The organism is Candidatus Cryosericum terrychapinii (assembly GCF_003570925.1).
GTDB lineage: Bacteria > Caldisericota > Caldisericia > Cryosericales > Cryosericaceae > Cryosericum > Cryosericum terrychapinii.
Genome location: NZ_QXIS01000023.1, coordinates 1,183 through 17,949 on the forward strand (window position 1 = coordinate 1,183; position 16,767 = coordinate 17,949).

Annotated in this window: 18 protein-coding genes; 2 read left to right on the plus strand and 16 right to left on the minus strand. The window is 56.6% G+C overall.

Annotated elements, in window-relative coordinates:
• From SMC7_RS03895 to SMC7_RS03935, 9 genes are all read right to left on the minus strand, one after another.
• The coding region (locus SMC7_RS03895) for a lysophospholipid acyltransferase family protein (RefSeq protein WP_133298279.1) at positions 1-503 on the minus strand (503 nt) is incomplete at its 3' end.
• Entirely contained in the window at positions 493-1,164 is a 672-nt protein-coding gene (cmk, locus tag SMC7_RS03900) for a (d)CMP kinase (protein WP_165845126.1), read from the minus strand. The genes cmk and SMC7_RS03895, both read right to left, overlap by 11 nt.
• Positions 1,161-1,793, minus strand: coding sequence for an L-threonylcarbamoyladenylate synthase (locus SMC7_RS03905; protein ID WP_165845127.1), 633 nt, complete (start codon positions 1,791-1,793; stop codon positions 1,161-1,163). The genes cmk and SMC7_RS03905 overlap by 4 nt, the downstream gene beginning before the upstream one ends.
• Before the next feature lie 24 nt (positions 1,794-1,817).
• Positions 1,818-2,447 carry a glycerol-3-phosphate 1-O-acyltransferase PlsY gene (plsY, locus tag SMC7_RS03910; protein WP_119089051.1) on the minus strand — a complete coding sequence of 210 codons (630 nt, stop codon included), beginning with the start codon at positions 2,445-2,447 and terminating at the stop codon, positions 1,818-1,820.
• Positions 2,444-3,307, minus strand: a complete 864-nt coding sequence (locus SMC7_RS03915; protein WP_119089052.1) for a N5-glutamine methyltransferase family protein — start codon at positions 3,305-3,307, stop codon at positions 2,444-2,446. Before SMC7_RS03915 ends, plsY begins: the two co-directional genes overlap by 4 nt.
• Entirely contained in the window at positions 3,304-4,392 is a 1,089-nt protein-coding gene (gene prfA, locus SMC7_RS03920; RefSeq protein ID WP_119089053.1) for a peptide chain release factor 1, read from the minus strand. The genes SMC7_RS03915 and prfA overlap by 4 nt, the downstream gene beginning before the upstream one ends.
• 16 nt (positions 4,393-4,408) lie before the next feature.
• Positions 4,409-5,017 carry a thymidine kinase gene (locus tag SMC7_RS03925; RefSeq protein ID WP_119089054.1) on the minus strand — a complete coding sequence of 203 codons (609 nt, stop codon included), beginning with the start codon at positions 5,015-5,017 and terminating at the stop codon, positions 4,409-4,411.
• Between the two features lie 5 nt (positions 5,018-5,022).
• Entirely contained in the window at positions 5,023-6,471 is a 1,449-nt protein-coding gene (gene rho, locus SMC7_RS03930) for a transcription termination factor Rho (RefSeq protein WP_119089055.1), read from the minus strand.
• Between the two features lie 27 nt (positions 6,472-6,498).
• Positions 6,499-7,122 carry a cyclodeaminase/cyclohydrolase family protein gene (locus SMC7_RS03935; protein ID WP_119089056.1) on the minus strand — a complete coding sequence of 208 codons (624 nt, stop codon included), beginning with the start codon at positions 7,120-7,122 and terminating at the stop codon, positions 6,499-6,501.
• A gap of 153 nt (positions 7,123-7,275) precedes the next feature.
• Between SMC7_RS03935 and SMC7_RS03940 the strand changes: the two genes are divergently transcribed.
• Positions 7,276-7,614 carry a cupin domain-containing protein gene (locus tag SMC7_RS03940; RefSeq protein ID WP_119089057.1) on the plus strand — a complete coding sequence of 113 codons (339 nt, stop codon included), beginning with the start codon at positions 7,276-7,278 and terminating at the stop codon, positions 7,612-7,614.
• A 3-nt stretch (positions 7,615-7,617) separates the two neighbouring features.
• The gene (locus tag SMC7_RS03945; protein ID WP_119089058.1) at positions 7,618-8,379 is read left to right on the plus strand and encodes an SDR family NAD(P)-dependent oxidoreductase; all 762 of its coding nucleotides are present in this window, start codon (positions 7,618-7,620) and stop codon (positions 8,377-8,379) included.
• A 56-nt stretch (positions 8,380-8,435) separates the two neighbouring features.
• Here the strand turns inward: SMC7_RS03945 and rpsU are convergent, their stop codons facing one another.
• From rpsU to SMC7_RS03980, 7 genes are all read right to left on the minus strand, one after another.
• The gene (gene rpsU, locus SMC7_RS03950; RefSeq protein WP_207798710.1) at positions 8,436-8,636 is read right to left on the minus strand and encodes a 30S ribosomal protein S21; all 201 of its coding nucleotides are present in this window, start codon (positions 8,634-8,636) and stop codon (positions 8,436-8,438) included.
• A 73-nt stretch (positions 8,637-8,709) separates the two neighbouring features.
• Complete coding sequence (locus tag SMC7_RS03955) at positions 8,710-9,792, minus strand: AI-2E family transporter (protein WP_119089059.1); 1,083 nt, start codon at positions 9,790-9,792, stop codon at positions 8,710-8,712.
• Positions 9,776-12,253 (minus strand): DNA gyrase subunit A, encoded by a 2,478-nt coding sequence (gene gyrA, locus SMC7_RS03960; protein WP_119089060.1) that lies wholly within the window; start codon positions 12,251-12,253, stop codon positions 9,776-9,778. The genes SMC7_RS03955 and gyrA overlap by 17 nt, the downstream gene beginning before the upstream one ends.
• Before the next feature lie 17 nt (positions 12,254-12,270).
• Positions 12,271-14,175, minus strand: coding sequence for a DNA gyrase/topoisomerase IV subunit B (locus tag SMC7_RS03965; protein WP_119089061.1), 1,905 nt, complete (start codon positions 14,173-14,175; stop codon positions 12,271-12,273).
• A 113-nt stretch (positions 14,176-14,288) separates the two neighbouring features.
• The gene (gene ssnA / locus SMC7_RS03970; protein WP_119089062.1) at positions 14,289-15,656 is read right to left on the minus strand and encodes a putative aminohydrolase SsnA; all 1,368 of its coding nucleotides are present in this window, start codon (positions 15,654-15,656) and stop codon (positions 14,289-14,291) included.
• Positions 15,657-15,665: 9 nt separating this feature from the next.
• A complete protein-coding gene (locus SMC7_RS03975; RefSeq protein WP_119089063.1) occupies positions 15,666-16,208 on the minus strand; it encodes a 2-oxoacid:acceptor oxidoreductase family protein in 543 nt (180 codons plus the stop codon).
• The coding region (locus SMC7_RS03980; RefSeq protein WP_119089065.1) for a thiamine pyrophosphate-dependent enzyme at positions 16,208-16,767 on the minus strand (560 nt) is incomplete at its 5' end. The genes SMC7_RS03975 and SMC7_RS03980, both read right to left, overlap by 1 nt.

The following is a 16,767-nucleotide window of genomic DNA, read 5'->3' on the forward strand; positions in this document are numbered from 1 at the left end:
CCTATCCGCACGGTAATGCGACCAATTCTAGGGACTCTCCTCTGCCTCGGCCAGCACTCATATGAGCCGATGATGGCCATGGGGACCACCGGTGCTCCCGACTTCACTGCCAGAAAAGCCGCCCCGTTGTGAGGGTTCTGTAGACATCCGTCTGGTGACCGCGTTCCTTCGGGGTAGATCATGCACAGGTCGCCATGGTCCATGATTGCCAGCACTGTCTGGAGGGCACACTTGTCGGCCAGAGACTCCCTGTCGATACGTACGCCACCCAGACGGCGTATGAATGGCCCCAGCAGCCGCTGCTGGTAGATCTCCTTGCGTGACAGGCTGTAGACCTTGCGCGGAAGCGCAAAGGCGGCAAGCATGGGATCCAGATAACTGCAGTGGTTGCCGCAGATAAGTCCTGGTCCGTGCCTCGGTACATTCTCAAGCCCAATGACGTGGAGTCTGAAGAAGACACTGAACCAGAGCCTGCCTATCGGGACAACCAGCTCATACAACATGCTCAAGCCTCCTGCGGTACTCGGCCAGGATCACCTGCACGACTCCATCGGATCCGTCAGCAGAGTTGTCCAGCTTGACGTGCTCCTCTGTGCATCGAAGAGGCGAGTCTTCCCGGGATGAATCTATCGCATCACGTTCCTTGATGTTGGCCAGCACGACTTCGTAGTCGACCGGGCTACCCTGATGCTCGAGCTGGGCAACCCGCCGCCTGGCGCGAACATCCGGGTCCGCAGTAATGAACACCTTCAGGAGGGCCTTGGGAAGAACCGTCGTTCCTATGTCCCGGCCAACCATGACAACATCCTGGAGCAAGGCGATGCGTCGCAACTCCCTGTTCACGGCTGCCCGCACCTGTGGCACCGCACTGACTGGTGACACGAGGCTGTCCACTCTCGGGTCGTGGAGGGACAACTGAAGAACGCGCCCGCCAAACAGAACCGTACCGCCGGGCTCGTAGCTTATACAACGCTCGAGGATATCCAACAGACGATCACTCCGGAGACAACGGTCAGATGGAAACTGCTCCGCATATGCAGCGGTGAACGCCCTGTACAACAGCCCAGAGTCGACGAGCATGAGGCCGAGCCCAGCGGCCACACCCAGTCCCACCGATGTCTTGCCGGATCCAGAAGGCCCGTCTATTGCAATGTCACGTCTCACGGAACCTCTCCTACTAGCGCCGCAGCCACGTCGGCAGGAGAGATACTGCCCTCGCGCAGGATGGACCACGACCCCGCTGTCAATCTGACAACCGTCGATGGTCGGCCTTCTGGCCGCCGTCGGCTGTCCAGGACCAGGTCTGCTCGCTCCAGCAACCTGGGAGCCCCGGGTGCGTCCAGGCTCTCAATGACACTCTCACCACTCTCATTCAGACTTGTCTGCGCCATCAGGAGACCGCCAGCAAGCAAGCGAAGGAGTCCAGTGTGGCGGGGCACCCGGAAACCGATGCTGGATGCTTCTGGGTGCGGCAGGGGCTGTGTGTAGAGACCACTCCCCGCAACGTCGACGACGATGGTAAGCGCCCCAGGCCAGAATACGCTGGCAAGACGCTGGGCCATGACACGTGCCGCAGGCTCGATCCACGGCAGGACACGAGCGATATCGGGTACAAAGACGGGCAACGGCTTGGCGGCATCGCGATGCTTTACTGTGAACACCCTGGTAACCGAAGACGCGCATGCCGCGCTGCAACCAATGCCATAGACGGTGTCCGTCGGGAACACTGCGACAGCCCCCGAAGCAATACGCTCGGATAGCCGCAGAAAATCGGCGTCTGAGCAGGTGTCCAATAGGACACTCTCAGGCAGAGATATCTACCGCCTCCGAAAATAGGACCATTCGAGTTTGGGCTCTTCGCCAGCCCTCAACCGACGGATGTTTGCAACATGCCGAACGATGCCGAGCACAGCAAGCAGGGTATAAATCAGAACAAGTTTCGGCGGCTGTCTCAGAAGAAGCGCTACAACTGGAAGAGTGGCAAACACGGCCACTGATGCAAGAGAGACGGTATTGCGGAGCACCATCACAACAAGCCAGATGCCCAACTCCACGAGAGCGACGGGCCAGCTCAGCACAAACACAACTCCGAATGTCGTAGCAACACCCTTTCCTCCCTTGAACCCGGCAAGAACGGAGAAATCGTGGCCCAGGACCACGACAACAGCCGCCACAAACAGTGTTTCCCGCGATATGACTGGAAAGAACCTTATCAGCACGAGCAGAAGGAGTACTGGTTTCAGAAAGTCGCCAGCAAAGGCAAACGCAGCAGGAAGAGGACCTGCGGTGCGCAACACATTTGTAGCTCCCATGTTCCTGCTGCCCACCTTCGTGATGTCCACACCCTTGATCATTTTAGCGAAGATGTAACTGAACGGCACAGAACCGACGACGTATGCCACAGCAAAAACCGCTAGATCACTCAAGATGAAGTTGAACGTGTTCATTCTGCTCGACGTGCCTCCGCGTAGCGCGGCAGCCCTCTGAGGTCAGGCGACCAGCGTCCGCCCTGCAGTCCATACCGCTCAAACAGGTTGAGTATAGCCTCTTCCAATCCATCGTCAATCTCCAGCAGCAGCAGGCCACCGGGTCGTAACCAGTCACAAGCCTGTGCAATGATCCGTTTGTAGAAAACCATGCCCGACGTGCCGCCATAGAGTGCCTGGACCGGTTCTCTGGGCGAAGACGCGTGCGCCGGGAACAGACGCTGCTCACGCACATAAGGAGGATTACTGACAATGACATCAGTGCGACTGCGAAAATCGGCGAGGGCAAGACCCCACGTTGCCAGCACGTTGCCCTGGACGAACCTGACCCGCTCTGACAGACCCAGATCCAAGGCGGATTCGCGGGAACACGAAACAGAGATAGGGTCGAGTTCCAGTCCCACAACCGCTACCTGTGGCAGTCTGGCGGCCAATGCTAGAGCGACAGCCCCTGAACCAGAGCAAAGGTCCAATACGGTGGCACGGGGGCGATCCTGATCGGTAATGAAGTCCCCAGCCATCTGCACCAGGCTTTCCGTCTCCGGGCGAGGCACGAAAATACCCTCCCGCACTCGCACGACAATATCGCAGAAAGCGGTATAGCCGGTGAGGTACTCCGCAGCGCATCCATCTGCCAGTTGCTGGGCAGCATGTTCCACAAATGCCTGCGTGCCAGTCTCAGCGGGCTGGTCCAGCCGAAGGAGCAGATCTGAACGACTCCATCCACTGCTTGCCGCAACAACGTACTGCAGGTCACCGTGCTTTTGCGACGAGAGCCGTGCACGCTGCTCAGCATGGGCAAGTACTTCTCGAAGAGTCAATCGTCGTCGTTGCCCTGCAGAATGGGCGTCTCCAGAGTCCTCTCCCGGAAAGCCCGGTGAAGAGCGTCGACTACTGGATCGAGGTTCCCTTCCATAATAAGAGGCAGGTTGTACAGGGACAGTCCAATCCGGTGGTCAGTCAGACGACCTTGAGGGAAGTTGTAGGTACGGATACGCATATTGCGCATGCCACTGCCGATCTGAGCCCTGCGCTCATCGATCATCTCACTGTCGGCCTTTTCCTTCATGAACTCATAGACACGGGATCGCAGCACCTTGAGAGCCTTGTCCTTATTCTTCAGCTGGGATCTCTCATCCTGGCATGACGCAGTGATGCCTGTTGGAATGTGTGTCATGCGAACAGCCGTCTCTACCTTCTGAACATTCTGCCCTCCATGTCCAGATGCGTGAAACAGTTCAAGTTTGATGTCGTCGTCGTCGATATGCACGTCGACATCTTCAGCTTCAGGCAGCACCGCCACCGTAGCAGTGGACGTATGAATGCGTCCAGAAGCCTCCGTCTCAGGGACACGCTGGACGCGGTGGACCCCGCTCTCGAACTTGAAGAGCCGATAACTTCCTATCCCGAGCACCGAGAAGACAACTTCCTTAAACCCCCCGATTTCGGTTGGATGACTCGAGATGACTTCTATCTTGAGGCCATGCTGTCCTGCGAAGTAGGAGTACATGCGAAACAGGTCAGCGGCAAACAACGCCGCTTCGTCGCCACCGACACCTCCCCGGATCTCAACGATGATGTTCTTGTCGTCATCCGGGTCTTTGGGAATGCGTTCTTCCTCGATCTGAGCGTGGACAGCTTCCAGTTCCCGCCGAAGTCGGAGCTTGTCTTCTTCGATCATGGCAGTGAACTCGGAATCCGTTCCCTCTGCAAGAAGCGCATCATTGTCAGCAAGGTGAGTCCTCAGAGATTCTTCGCGACTAATCAGCCCGAACAGAGAATCCATCGTGCGGCGCTCCAGAGTGAGTTTCTGAATTTCCTTCTGATCGACATCGTAGCGCAGGTTGGCAACTCGCTCGTCGATCTCATGGATTCTACGTGCCAACTGTTCTGTTTCCAAACTCATCGGCTCACTTCATACCTCAAATGAGGCGCTCCTTTTCCAGTACACGCTCTGGTCGACCTGGAACCACATGGTGCTCACGACAGCGTGCTTCGTAGCTCTCGGCTGCACCTACCATCACCACCGGGTCGTCATATCGCGCTGGACGTCCATTGACGATGCGCTGAGTACGCGTTGCCGGTCTGCCACATACCATGCATACCGCAGTCAACTTCGTCACTTCTTCCGCAAGCGCAAGCAGTTCAGGCATAGGTCCGAACGGCTCACCACGAAAGTCCTGGTCGAGTCCAGCGAGGATGACGCGAACGCCCTGACCCGCAAGATACTCTGCAACCTCGACGATCCCGGGGTCGAAGAACTGCACCTCATCGATGCCAACCACTTCCACCTGCTTCTCCTCGACGATCCTGAGCACGTCAGAAGGAGATGCCACAACAGCTGATTCAAGGCGAATACCCGAATGGCTCGTGATCGTCTCAAGCCCATAGCGGTCATCGAGAGACGACTTGAGAGCGATGACTTTCTGCCGCGCAATCTGAGCCCTCTTGAGGCGTCGAATGAGCTCCTCGGATTTCCCCGAGAACATGCAGCCGGCAACGACCTCGATCCTGCCGGAGAGACTATCCATGATGCCTAGCGTCCAGCGCTGTCCTGCGCTACAATGTTGGCCAGGAACTCCCGATTATTGGCGGTTCTCTGAAGCATGGCGATGAGCTTCTCAAGACTCTCCGTCGGATCCTCGTTGCCGATGAACTGTCTGAGAGCCCAGATCTTGCGATACTCCTCAGGCGTGTACAGTAGTTCTTCGCGCCTTGTGCCGGACTTCCGGACGTCGATAGCGGGGAAAATGCGACGCTCAGCCAGCTCGCGGTCCAGAACGAGTTCCATGTTACCTGTGCCCTTGAATTCCTCATAGATGACCTGGTCCAGGCGGCTGCCCGTCTCAACGAGCGCTGTTGCGATGAGCGTGAGACTGCCGCCCTCGACCATGTTCCGCGCGGCTCCGATAACTCTCTTGGGGCCACGAATCGCTGTTGGATCGAGACCACCCGACAGAGTCTTCCCTGAAGAGGAACTGATGAGGTTGTAAGCGCGCGTGAGCCGGGTGATGCCATCCATGAGGATGACGACATCCTTCTTGACCTCGACCAAGCGCTTTGCACGCTCCAGGGCCAGCTCGACGACTCGAATATGGTTCTCGGGAGGCTGGTCGAAGGTCGAACTGATCACCTCGCTCCGAATCGACTGCTTCATGTCTGTGACTTCCTCGGGTCGCTCATCGATAAGGAGCACCATCAGTGTGACCTCGGGGTGATTGTACTCGATGCTCTGCGCAATGTTCTTGAGAATGGTTGTCTTCCCGGCCTTCGGTGGAGACACGATCAGGCCACGCTGACCCTTGCCAATTGGGGCAACAAGCTCAAGAAGGCGCACCGCCATGCTGCAGTTGGGCGTTTCCAGCTTGAGATGCTTGTTAGGAAAAATCGGTGTGAGTGATTCAAATTGCGGCCGAGCGACCACGTAGCCTTCGATGCCAATGCCATTGATGCTGCGGATGCGCATCAGTGAGGAGTACTTCTCCTTGTCCCCGCGCGGCAGGTGGACGATACCTTCGAGCCAGTCACCAGTCCGAAGACCGAACCGCCGGATCATGGGGGGCGAGATATAGACGTCCGACGAGGAAGGGAAGTAGTTGGAACGCATGAACCCATATCCCTCCGCGAGGATTTCGCACAGGCCCGAGGCAGCGAACTCCTCTCCCCCCGTCCGTGGAACCTCGCCGCCACGGCGCTCAGACGAACTCGAGATGACAGCCCCGGAAACGACGTGCCCCGGTACACGTTCTTGTTCAATGTCGAGGTGCTCGGTCACTACCTCAGGCTTGTCATGGTTGTCGTAGGGCCCCATGGAGCTCATGGCAGACCCCTCCTGATCGTTAGCATCCTTACCCCCAAGTTTCAACAGCTCCTCGATGAGTTCCGGCTTCTTGAGCCGTGTATAGTTCCGAACATGCAGTACTTTCGCAATCTCGTACAACTCCCGGGACGTCTTTTCTAGCAACTCTTGTTCAGTGAAGTTCATGATCCTCTGCCTTCTTTCGCCAAGTGGTCACTCAATAGCCAGCAAGCGCCCGATAGAATCCTTGAACGAGCCCAACATAGCAACACGCGTCTGACACTGCTGAACTGTCACACGCGTCTCATCTTTGAAGACAGGATCTCGTAGGTATGCGAGGTTGACATAGACGTTGGCAATGGCCCCGGCAAAGGCAGCCTCAAGCATTGCGGCACCAACATACAGGTCGGACGCAATGTCCTTTGGCGCATCACGAAACGTTGCGACGAGAAGCTCGGCAAAATCGCACACGCGGACGGCCAACGCGAGAGGAACTCTCGTCGAACCTTTAAGTGCATCCTGCATAGCCCCACGTCGCACAAGTTTCTCGTCATCGGTCGTCTTGGGCAACTTCGTGGCAGTCATGTAACCCTCGAATGCCGCGCTATCCTGATCCATCATCGCAACAAACTCCGCCCGCGATGCTTCGCAGCCCTCGACGAATAGTGCCAAACGGCTCTTCTCCACCTCGTCACGCGCACTCACGACATTGGCGACCATTTCGACTAAAGCCACCCCCAACGCCGCAGCAAGCCCGGCGGCACTACCTCCACCGGGAGTTGGATTGCGCGATGAGAGTTCGGTCAAAAACCCATCCAAGGATTGACTTTTAAACATCTCGACCTCATGGTTGACGATTGGAATGTATCGACTGGTTCATGTAAATAATACCTGCTCACTTGGAAAATGCAAGCATGGGCAGTCCTAAACGGATCCTTATGCCGACAACTGTAGTATAATCCATGTTATCTAGTCCAACTGGAGGTCGTCATGATTGTCAAGGCAGTCCAAGACGTCGCGGAGATTGCTGTCACTGAAGCCGGAGCCCGTGGCACAACGATACGCTGGTTGCTCAACCGTTCGGACGGAGTCCCCACGTTTGCCATGCGGTACTTCGTTGTCAAGCCGGGTGGTTCTACACCGCGGCACGCTCACTCCTGGGAACACGAGATCTTTATCATCAAGGGAACCTGTACTGCCTTCTGCGAAGGTGAAACTCGTCATGTCAGCCCAGACCACGCTATCTACATCGAGCCAGAGGCGATTCACAATTTCGTCAACGAAGGAACCGATGACCTTGTCTTCCTGTGCATGATACCGATCCAGTAGCCAATGGACCTTGCTCTGAAAGGAAGGACGATTGCCATCGCAGGCAGCACAGCCGGCATCGGCTCGGCACTTACGGCGTCGCTTGACCGAGAGCATGCCCGCCTCCTGCTTGTGGGAGGGCGCCCCGAACGTCTGAGCGCTCTTGCTCGCACCTTGTCTCCTGGTGCTCTCATCGACATGGTGTCCGGAGATCTGCGCAGTGAGTCGGACCGCAATCGCTGTACAGCAGCCCTTCTCGGATCAGTGGAGCTTGACGGCTTTGTGTTCCTGCCGGCAGAACTGCGAACCGATGCCTTTACTGACGCTCGCTCCTGTGAATTCCGCGAGACATTCGATGTTAACGTCTTTGCAGCTTTCGAGTTTGCGCAGGCCGCACTATCAGTAGCCTCTTCCTCAGCAAGCTTCGTGTTTGTATCCTCGATCGACGCCCATAGGCATCCCCATCATATGCCCTCAGCAAGCTATGACAGTTCGAAACGTGCATTGGAGAGCATCTCCGAATCCATAGCAGTCGAGGCCGGTTCTCGGGGAATACGCTCGAACTCCATCATCCCAGGCCTTATCCGGACGCCCATGACGGAGGACTTCTTCGGACAGGAGTTCAATGCCGAGCGTCTGCGGTTTCTTGACGCAGTCCCACTTGGCAGACCGGGCAGTCCTGAGGATATCTCCAACCTCATCATGTTCCTTCTATCCCCCGTCGCCGGATACGTGAATGGAACATCCATCCCTGTCGATGGTGGTTTCCTGTGTCAGGGGCTCTAGAGAACGAAAAAGGGGCGCTCACGCGCCCCATGCTCTCATCTTCAGGAAGAACGGCCCTACTTGCGCCTGCGCGCTGCAATGGACTTCTGCTTGCGTTTTTCGCTTGGCGCCATAAAAAAGCGACGCTTCTTGAGTTCGCCGAAGAGGCCATCACGGATACAATCCTGCTTGTAGCGCCTCAGCATATTCTCCAGCTGAGCGTCTTCGCCCTGAGGTTCAGTCCTGTCTTTGTTCCGATCACGATAGTTTCCCATCATTCACCCCTCCTTTCGTCAAACCATTGCCAAAGGGGTTGATAAACAACCAATTAACTATACCGGAATTGCGTCTTCAGTCAACCGGCTTCTCTGTGACGTCCTCAGAAGCTGACCGGAGCAACTGGGCACTCTTGATGATCTCACGGACGAAAACCGCAACGGGGACTGCGACCAAGAGCCCAAAGAACCCTGCCAACGTGCCACCCGCCAGGAGGAGCAGGATGATAAACTCTGGTCTGAGCCCAGTCTTCTCGGATATGAGTCGTGGGGCGAGAACCTGACTCGTCGCAGCCTCGATGACGCCGAAGATGATAATCCACGCGATGAGCTTCCCTGGACCTGTCACGGCGGCAAAGAACGCTCCCAGCAACGCAACCACGAACGGGCCTACGTATGGAATGAACTCGCCAAAGAAATCCACGACGCCGATCGTCAGAGCGTAGTTGATCCCGAAGAGCCCACTGACCCCGCCCACGAACAGCGAAGTGACCAGCGCAATGAGGGCGAGCGCCTCGATATATCTCCTGGTGCTTGCAGCGACCTGCGCAAGCGCGACCTCTCCACGATCCTTCTGTGTACGGATAAACGGCAACGACAGAAAAATCTCGTAGTAGCCATGAGAACCGCTCATGAAAAAATACATGAGCACGAAAAACGGGAGAAGTGCACTAACACTTAGTAGTCTCTTGGACGATGCCGTGACGATGTTCTGTCCGAATTGGATCGCGGCTTTTTGGACTGCGTCGAGAACGGCCGTGATGGTGTCCTTGGCCGACCCCAGCTGAAGGCGATCCAGCCATGTTGAGAGTCTGGAAAAGTATCCCTGAACCGTCTTCGCGTAATCAGGAAGAGACGCTACGAGCGACCGCGTTTCGCGCACAAGAGGAGGAATCGTAACGGCAACTAATCCAACGAATACGGCCACGATTCCAAGAACAACAATGGCACACGTGATACCCATGGGAAGGTGGGTCTTCTGATTGAGCCAGTGTGCAATTGGCAAGAAGAGAAACGCCGCGAATGCCGCGGCGATTCCCAGAGAAACGATGTTACGAAGACTCCACAGGAGCCAGACGGCCCATGTGGCCACAGCGATGCTCAGGACCGACAGAAGAACGACACGCAGAGCACTGGTTTCCTTACTGCTCAGCCTCATCTTCAGCCTCCGCTGGGGTGACCTCCTTGATAATTGCTTCCGCAGCGATAACACCGCTACCCTTGGACTTCAGCCGGATCACTTTCACGCCCGAAGAGACCCTTCCAAGCAGGGGAAGGCGCTCGGCAGGAGTACGAATCGTCTGACCCGTGCTCGTGGACACGACAACATCCTGGTCGGCGGTTCCCGTCGTAAATGCCGCCAGTGGACCGGTCTTGTCGGTGACACGATAACAAATGACACCACCGGACCCTCGGCCAACCAGGCGAACTTCGTACGGGTTCAAGCGCTTGCCATGACCATGTTCCGTGATGAGTGTGAACGGTACGTCGGGTCGAAGCACTTCCATGCCGACGACAAACCTGCCTCCGCGTGAAAGGCGCATCCCGCGCACGCCACCGGCAGACGCGCCCATGGCACGCACAGACGTCGACCGGATCCGGACAGCTCGCCCGGAATCGGAAGCAATAAGGACCTCGTCGGTGTCCTTGACAGGTCTTACAGCGACCACAGAATCCCCTTCAGCAAGCTTGATGAACGTCTTCCCTGTACTGCGTATGGTAACAAATTGCGATGTGACCATCTTCTTGATACGTCCACGACGGGTCACGATGATGAATGACACACCTTCCTGTATGGCGGGCAGCGCCGTCGCTTCGGTGACGAGCTCGTCCGCCCCCATACCGAGGAGAAGCGATAGATTCTCGCCTCCACCCTGCCGCTTTTCTTCAGGAAGACGGTAAGCCGGAATCGAGTACACACGTCCTTTGTTGGTGAAGAGCAGCACACGCTGCTTCGTGCGGACGGTGAAGTACTTGCTGATATAGTCGTCCCGCTTTAGATTCATGCTCGCGACTCCCAGCCCTCCGCGACCCTGAACCTTGAACGTCGAACTCGGGATAATCTTCGCATAGCCGTTTTTGGAAATGACGACCATGACCTCTTTGTCCTCGATGAACTGCTCGTCATCGTCCTCTCCACGGCCATCGTCCTTCAGGATCTGAGTGCGGCGTGGGTTTCCATATTTGCGGGCGACCTCGACAAGCTCATCCCGGATGTAGACACGGATCCTGTTAGGGTCTGCCAGCATCGCAGAGAGCCTCTCTATCTCTGACTTGTTCTCTTCAACCTCTTTCGTCAACTTCTCGACCTCGAGCGATACCAGAGACCGCATGCGCATCTCAAGGATCGCCTCTACCTGCCGGTCGTTAAGTCCAAAGCTCTCGACAAGGCGAGCCGATGCATCGTCCATAGAGGAAGACGCGGTCAGGATTTCCGTCACTCGCTTGATGTTTCGAATGGCGATAACAAGAGCGTTGAGGACATTCAGACGTTCCTCGTGCTTGCGGAGCTCCAGAGCGAACCTCTTGCGTAGCGTTGCCTCGCGGAAGTCCAGGAATGTAGCGAGAACGTCGCCCAGGGGGAGGGTCCGCGGAACGCCGTACAGGATTCCGAGCATGCTGACGTGGAAATGCTGCTGGAACTGAGTATGTCTGCGCAGCAGCAGGTCAACTCGCTCCGGAACCGCATCTTTCTTCAACTCAAGCACGACCCGGATGCCCTCGCGGCTGGATTCGTCGCGCAGGTCAGACAGTTGTGTCAGGCGCTTGTCCTTCATCAGGTTGGCAACCTTCTGGACGAACTCGGCCTTATTTACCTCAAACGGTAACTCTGTAATGATGAATCGCGTCTTGTTGCCGTCCTTCTCGATCGTGTACTTTCCTCTCGTGACAACATTGCCCCGACCGGTAGCGATATATTCGTCGATGCCGTCGGTGCCAACCACGAGGCCACCGCCCGGAAAGTCGGGACCCTTGATAAACGACCGGACCTGGGCAGGGTCCTCAGGTTCATTGCTGATCCGGCAGTCCAGCATGTACTTCAGGGCATCGATCAGCTCGCCGAGGTTGTGAGGGGGAATGTTGGTGGCCATGCCGACGGCGATTCCGCTGGAACCATTGAGCAGAAGCTGCGGCACTTTTGCTGGAAGGATGGTCGGTTCCTCCAGACTGTTGTCGAAGTTCGGCGTGAACTCGACGATCTCCTTGTCGAGTTCATCCAGCATGAGTGCAGAAACAGCAGCCAGCCGCACCTCAGTATAACGCATGGCTGCAGCAGAATCGCCGTCAATGGATCCAAAGTTACCATGACCGTCAATCAATGGATATCTGAGCGAGAACTCCTGCGCCATGCGGACCAGCGAATCGTAGATAGCGATATCCCCGTGAGGATGGTACTTGCCCAGGACGTCGCCAACAATACGGGCGCTCTTCTTGTATGGCTTGTTCCAGAAACACCCCAGCTCATACATGGCGAAGAGGATGCGGCGATGCACGGGTTTCAGACCATCGCGGAAGTCCGGCAGCGCTCGACCGATGATAACGCTCATGGAGTACTCGAGGTAGGACTTCTTCATCTCCTCCTCGACGTAGACGTTGAATACTCTATCGTTTTCTGGCATCAGTGTCCTTCACTCCGTCAAATGTCCAAGTTGTAGACTTCACGCGCGTGATCAATGATAAACTTGCGACGAGGCTCTACCTTCTCGCCCATGAGCAGCGTGAAGATGCGTTCGGCCTCCTCGGCTTCCTCTAATGTGACACGTCCCATGAGACGAGTTTCCGGGTCCATCGTCGTTGACCACAGCTGCTCAGCGTTCATCTCTCCCAGTCCTTTGTACCGCTGGACATCAGGCTTGCCCTTCGTCTGGGACAGCAGTGTCCGGAGCTCGTCGTCGGAAAACGCATAGCGCATTGTCTTGCCATCGAGGACACCAAAAAGTGGAGGCTGAGCAAAGTAAATATTCTGGTTGACAACGAGCGGGCGCATGTAGCGGTAGAAGAACGTGAGCAGCAGCGTCCGGATATGCGCTCCATCAACATCGGCATCCGTCATGATAACGATCTTGTGATACCGCAGCTTCTCGAGCTTAATATCATCCATGACCCCCGTGCCGATGGAAGTGATGAGAGCCTTGATCTCCTCATTCTCGAGGGCTCGCTGGATACCGACCTTCTCTACGTTGAGAATCTTGCCCCTCAGGGGCAGAATCGCCTGGGTACGCCGATTCCGGCCCTGCTTGGCGCTGCCGCCTGCGGAGTCACCCTCGACAATGTAGAGCTCTGATTCAGCCGGGTCCTGGGACGAGCAGTCTGCGAGTTTGCCCGGCAGGCGCCCACCATCCAGCTCGGTCTTGCGACGAACGAGGTCACGGGCCTTGCGGGCCGCTTCACGGGCAAGCTTCGCACTGACAGCCTTGTTGGCCATTGCCTTGAACTCATCGATGTGCTTGTCGAGGTACAGCTCCACCTCTTCCTCGACCGCGGCCTCCATGGGGCCCTTGAGATCAGCATTTCCGAGCCGCGTCTTGGTCTGGCCCTCAAACTGCGGGTCAGGGATGCGGAGGTTGATGATGACCACCAGACCTTCACGAATGTCCTCGCCGCCGAGGCTGTCCTCAGGCTTCATCAACTTTATCTGTCGCGCCTTCGCGTTGAACAGGCGTGTGTAGGCATTCTTAAAGGCCAGTTCATGGACGCCGCCGTCCACCGTATTGATATTGTTGACGTAGGAGATCATCTGATCGTTGTAGCCGGTGTTGTACTGGAAGGCAACCTCGAGAAAGAAACCTTCCGTGTCTCGCATGAAATGCACGGGATCCGGCGGCACGACCTCACTGCCTTCGTTCATGTATCGCACGAACTCAATGAGTCCCTTGTCATACTTGAAGACCTGAACCTCTTCCGTTGCGTGGTCGACGAAGTCGATTTCCAGTCCGGAGTTCAGGAAAGCCAATTCACGCAGACGCTTACTGATGCGCTCAGGATCAAAAATAAACTCACCGAAGATCTCTTCGTCTGGAGTAAAGCTCACGTACGTGCCTGAAACGCCAGCGGGAATCCCTTCCTCCTTGACACGGAGGTGATAGACGGGCTTGCCGCGACTGAACTCTTCCTGGAACACTTTCCCCCACTGTGTCACCTCGACGTAGAGACAGTTCGAGAGGGCATTGACGACGGAGACACCGACGCCATGCAAACCACCGGAAACGTGGTAGCTCTTCTTGTCGAACTTGCCACCTGCATTGAGGCGCGTCAAAGCTACCTCGACACCCGATATGCCCAGGACTGGATGCATGTCGGTCGGTATGCCGCGGCCGTTGTCGTGCACGTCGACGGTTTTGTGGTCTGTGCTGAGCCCAACTTCAATCTTGGTGCAGAAGCCAGCCATGGATTCGTCGATGGCGTTGTCCACGACTTCCTGCACCAGATGATGCAGACCCCGCGAGTCGGTCGACCCTATATACATTGAAGGTCTGGTTCGAACGTGTTCCAGACCCTCAAGTACCTTGATGTCCCTTGCGGTGTACTGGGAATCCTGCATGCGCAATCCTCCTGTTTTCTGACTATTATATAGTATCATGGAACAGAGGAAATGCAATGCAGGAACAAGGGTTCGGACCCTTTCCGCACTCGCCTATGTCAAGTATATTTCTGTCAGACGCCTGTTGGAAACCAGGACAGTCGGTCAAACGCCTCCCAGACAGCCTCTGCGACCTTCCGCGACTCTCGTTCGAGATCCTCTCTGTCCACGGCCAGGACCCGGTGTCCTTTCACGGCAACATTCCCGTTGACCACGACGGTGTCGACCAGGTCCGCCGACATGCCAAAAAACATGTGACCAAAAGCATTCTCCGAGTTCAACGGGGTAGGACTCGCATAGTCAACAAGAATGAAGTCTGCAGCCGCCCCTTCCTCCAGACGACCCACCGTGCACCCCGTACAACGCGACACGATGTCGGCATTTGTCTCGATCTGAGCTTGCTGCACCTGCGTCCAGAAACCGGCCGGATCCTCATATCGGTGCCTGAGCCCCACGAGGGTATTCCGGAACTCCTCAAACATGTTCGCCGTATAGCCATCGGTCCCTATGCCAACCTGTATGCCAGCCTCCAGCATTTCTCGAACAGCCGGAAGACCGACCGCATTGTTCATGTTGGACATGGTGTTCACGACGACGGGCGTTCCGGACTTCGCAAGTAATTCCCGCTCCGACGCGTCGATGCCGACACAGTGTACTGCGATCGACCGGGGACTGAGCAATCCCGCATTGTCCAGACGGGCCACGATGCGTTTGCCATACTTTTCAACACTGTCTTCCTCGTCAATGGCACCCTCAGCTACATGAACGTGATACCCGACCTTGCGCGACCCGACTCTCGCGCGCAAGATGGCGAGAGTAGCGTCTGAGACCGTAAACGAGGCATGGAGGCCGACCATGCTCGAAGCCAGCCCTCCCTTTCCCTTAACCTCGTCAAAAAAACGAATGTTCTCGTCGACGCCTGCGACCGCACCCTCAATGCCATTACGATCGGTGATCTCATAGGAAAGCACATGCCGCAAACCGATCTTGTTCAACGCTTCGGACAGCGTCGACAGGCTCCCAGCGATGTAGCTGGGTGAAGCATGATGGTCGACGATTGTCGTCGTTCCACAGCGCAGAGAGTCCATCCCGCTGAACGTTGCGCTCATCCAGCAGGCATCCTTGAGCAGGGAACGATCCAGGCGCCACCAGAGATCCTGAAGCACGTCCAAGAAGCCATGAGAAACACGCCCAGTGCTGATACCCCGCGAGTACATCGAGTACAGGTGCATATGTGTGTTGAGTAGTCCTGGGAGCAGTGTCATGCCGGCGGCGTCGATCTCCTGCCTTCCAGCAACCGACCACCCGACATCCACTGGAACGTCTCCCGCTGCCAGGCCAGCAATCACGCCATCCCGCGCCAGCAGCCATCCCCGGTCAACGACAAAACCCCTCGTCGCCGGGTAGACGATGCGAGCGTTCCTGACGAGGAGTTCTGCCATCCCCTAGTCCTACTTCTTATTGACGAAGTCGACGCCAGCCTGCAGCGCCTTCTTGTTGACCTCGATGAGAGCAGCTTTCTTGCCCGTCAGGAACACTGACAATGCCCCATGGACAGACGCCATCTTGATAGGGTCGACCTTGCCAAGATAGGCACCCAGCAGCACCATATTGGTGAATTTCGAGTTGCCCAGTTCTGTCGCGATGTCCGTCGCAGGAATGTACACTACGTCCAGGTCCGCACGGGAAGCCTTCCTGTCAATCAGGGTTGAGTCCAGGACAAGCAATCCTCCCTTCGCGATGACAGGCTCGAACTTGTCAAATGACTGCCGATTGAAGACGATCGCTGCCTGTGGTTCAGTCAGGATTGGAGAGGCAATCGGTTCGTCCGCGACCACCACAGCGCAGTTGGCCGTTCCACCCCGCTGTTCTGGACCGTACGAGGGCAACCAGGTGACTTCCTTGCCTTCGTCCATGCCTGCGCGTGCCAGAAGTTCACCAATGAGCATAACGCCTTGACCGCCAAATCCTGCGATGACGACGTTGTACTCCATCACAGCACCCCCTCGACGACCTTGAACTCACCAAGTGGGAAGTAGGGCATGACTTCTTTACGGACGCGTTCCATTGATTCCACAGGCGTCAGCTTCCAGTTGGTCGGACAGGTCGACAGGCACTCGACGAGTGAGAATCCAATACCGCGCACCTGAGCATTGAAGGCCTTGCGCATGGCACTCTTCGCCTTGCGGATGTTGACTGGCGAGTCCAGAGAGACGCGAGCGATATAGGCAGGCCCGTCAAGCTGGGCGAGCATCTCGGCTACACGGATAGGAAAACCGTTGGCCTGGGGAGTGCGGCCAAGAGGACTCGTCGTGGTCTTCTGGCCAAGAAGCGTCGTTGGCGCCATCTGGCCTCCGGTCATACCGTAGTTGCCGTTGTTGATGAAGATGACGGTAATGGGCCAGCCGCGTGCCGCGGCATGGACGATCTCTGCCATGCCGATGCTCGCAAGGTCGCCGTCTCCCTGGTAGGTAAAGACGAAGTTATCGGGATTCGTGACCTTGATACCGGTGGCCATCGCTGGAGCACGGCCATGCGCCGCCTCGACACTGT

Bases quoted from the DNA above. Each gene is read 5' to 3' on its own strand.
- gyrA (WP_119089060.1), bottom strand. From the start codon at position 12,253: ATGCCAGAAAACGATAGAGTATTCAACGTCTACGTCGAGGAGGAGATG.
- rpsU (WP_207798710.1), bottom strand. From the start codon at position 8,636: ATGATGGGAAACTATCGTGATCGGAACAAAGACAGGACTGAACCTCAG.
- SMC7_RS03965 (WP_119089061.1), bottom strand. From the start codon at position 14,175: ATGCAGGATTCCCAGTACACCGCAAGGGACATCAAGGTACTTGAGGGT.
- SMC7_RS03955 (WP_119089059.1), bottom strand. From the start codon at position 9,792: ATGAGGCTGAGCAGTAAGGAAACCAGTGCTCTGCGTGTCGTTCTTCTG.
- SMC7_RS03925 (WP_119089054.1), bottom strand. From the start codon at position 5,017: ATGGATAGTCTCTCCGGCAGGATCGAGGTCGTTGCCGGCTGCATGTTC.
- ssnA (WP_119089062.1), bottom strand. From the start codon at position 15,656: ATGGCAGAACTCCTCGTCAGGAACGCTCGCATCGTCTACCCGGCGACG.
- SMC7_RS03940 (WP_119089057.1), top strand. From the start codon at position 7,276: ATGATTGTCAAGGCAGTCCAAGACGTCGCGGAGATTGCTGTCACTGAA.
- SMC7_RS03935 (WP_119089056.1), bottom strand. From the start codon at position 7,122: ATGTTTAAAAGTCAATCCTTGGATGGGTTTTTGACCGAACTCTCATCG.
- plsY (WP_119089051.1), bottom strand. From the start codon at position 2,447: ATGAACACGTTCAACTTCATCTTGAGTGATCTAGCGGTTTTTGCTGTG.
- SMC7_RS03975 (WP_119089063.1), bottom strand. From the start codon at position 16,208: ATGGAGTACAACGTCGTCATCGCAGGATTTGGCGGTCAAGGCGTTATG.
- rho (WP_119089055.1), bottom strand. From the start codon at position 6,471: ATGAACTTCACTGAACAAGAGTTGCTAGAAAAGACGTCCCGGGAGTTG.
- prfA (WP_119089053.1), bottom strand. From the start codon at position 4,392: ATGAGTTTGGAAACAGAACAGTTGGCACGTAGAATCCATGAGATCGAC.
- SMC7_RS03945 (WP_119089058.1), top strand. From the start codon at position 7,618: ATGGACCTTGCTCTGAAAGGAAGGACGATTGCCATCGCAGGCAGCACA.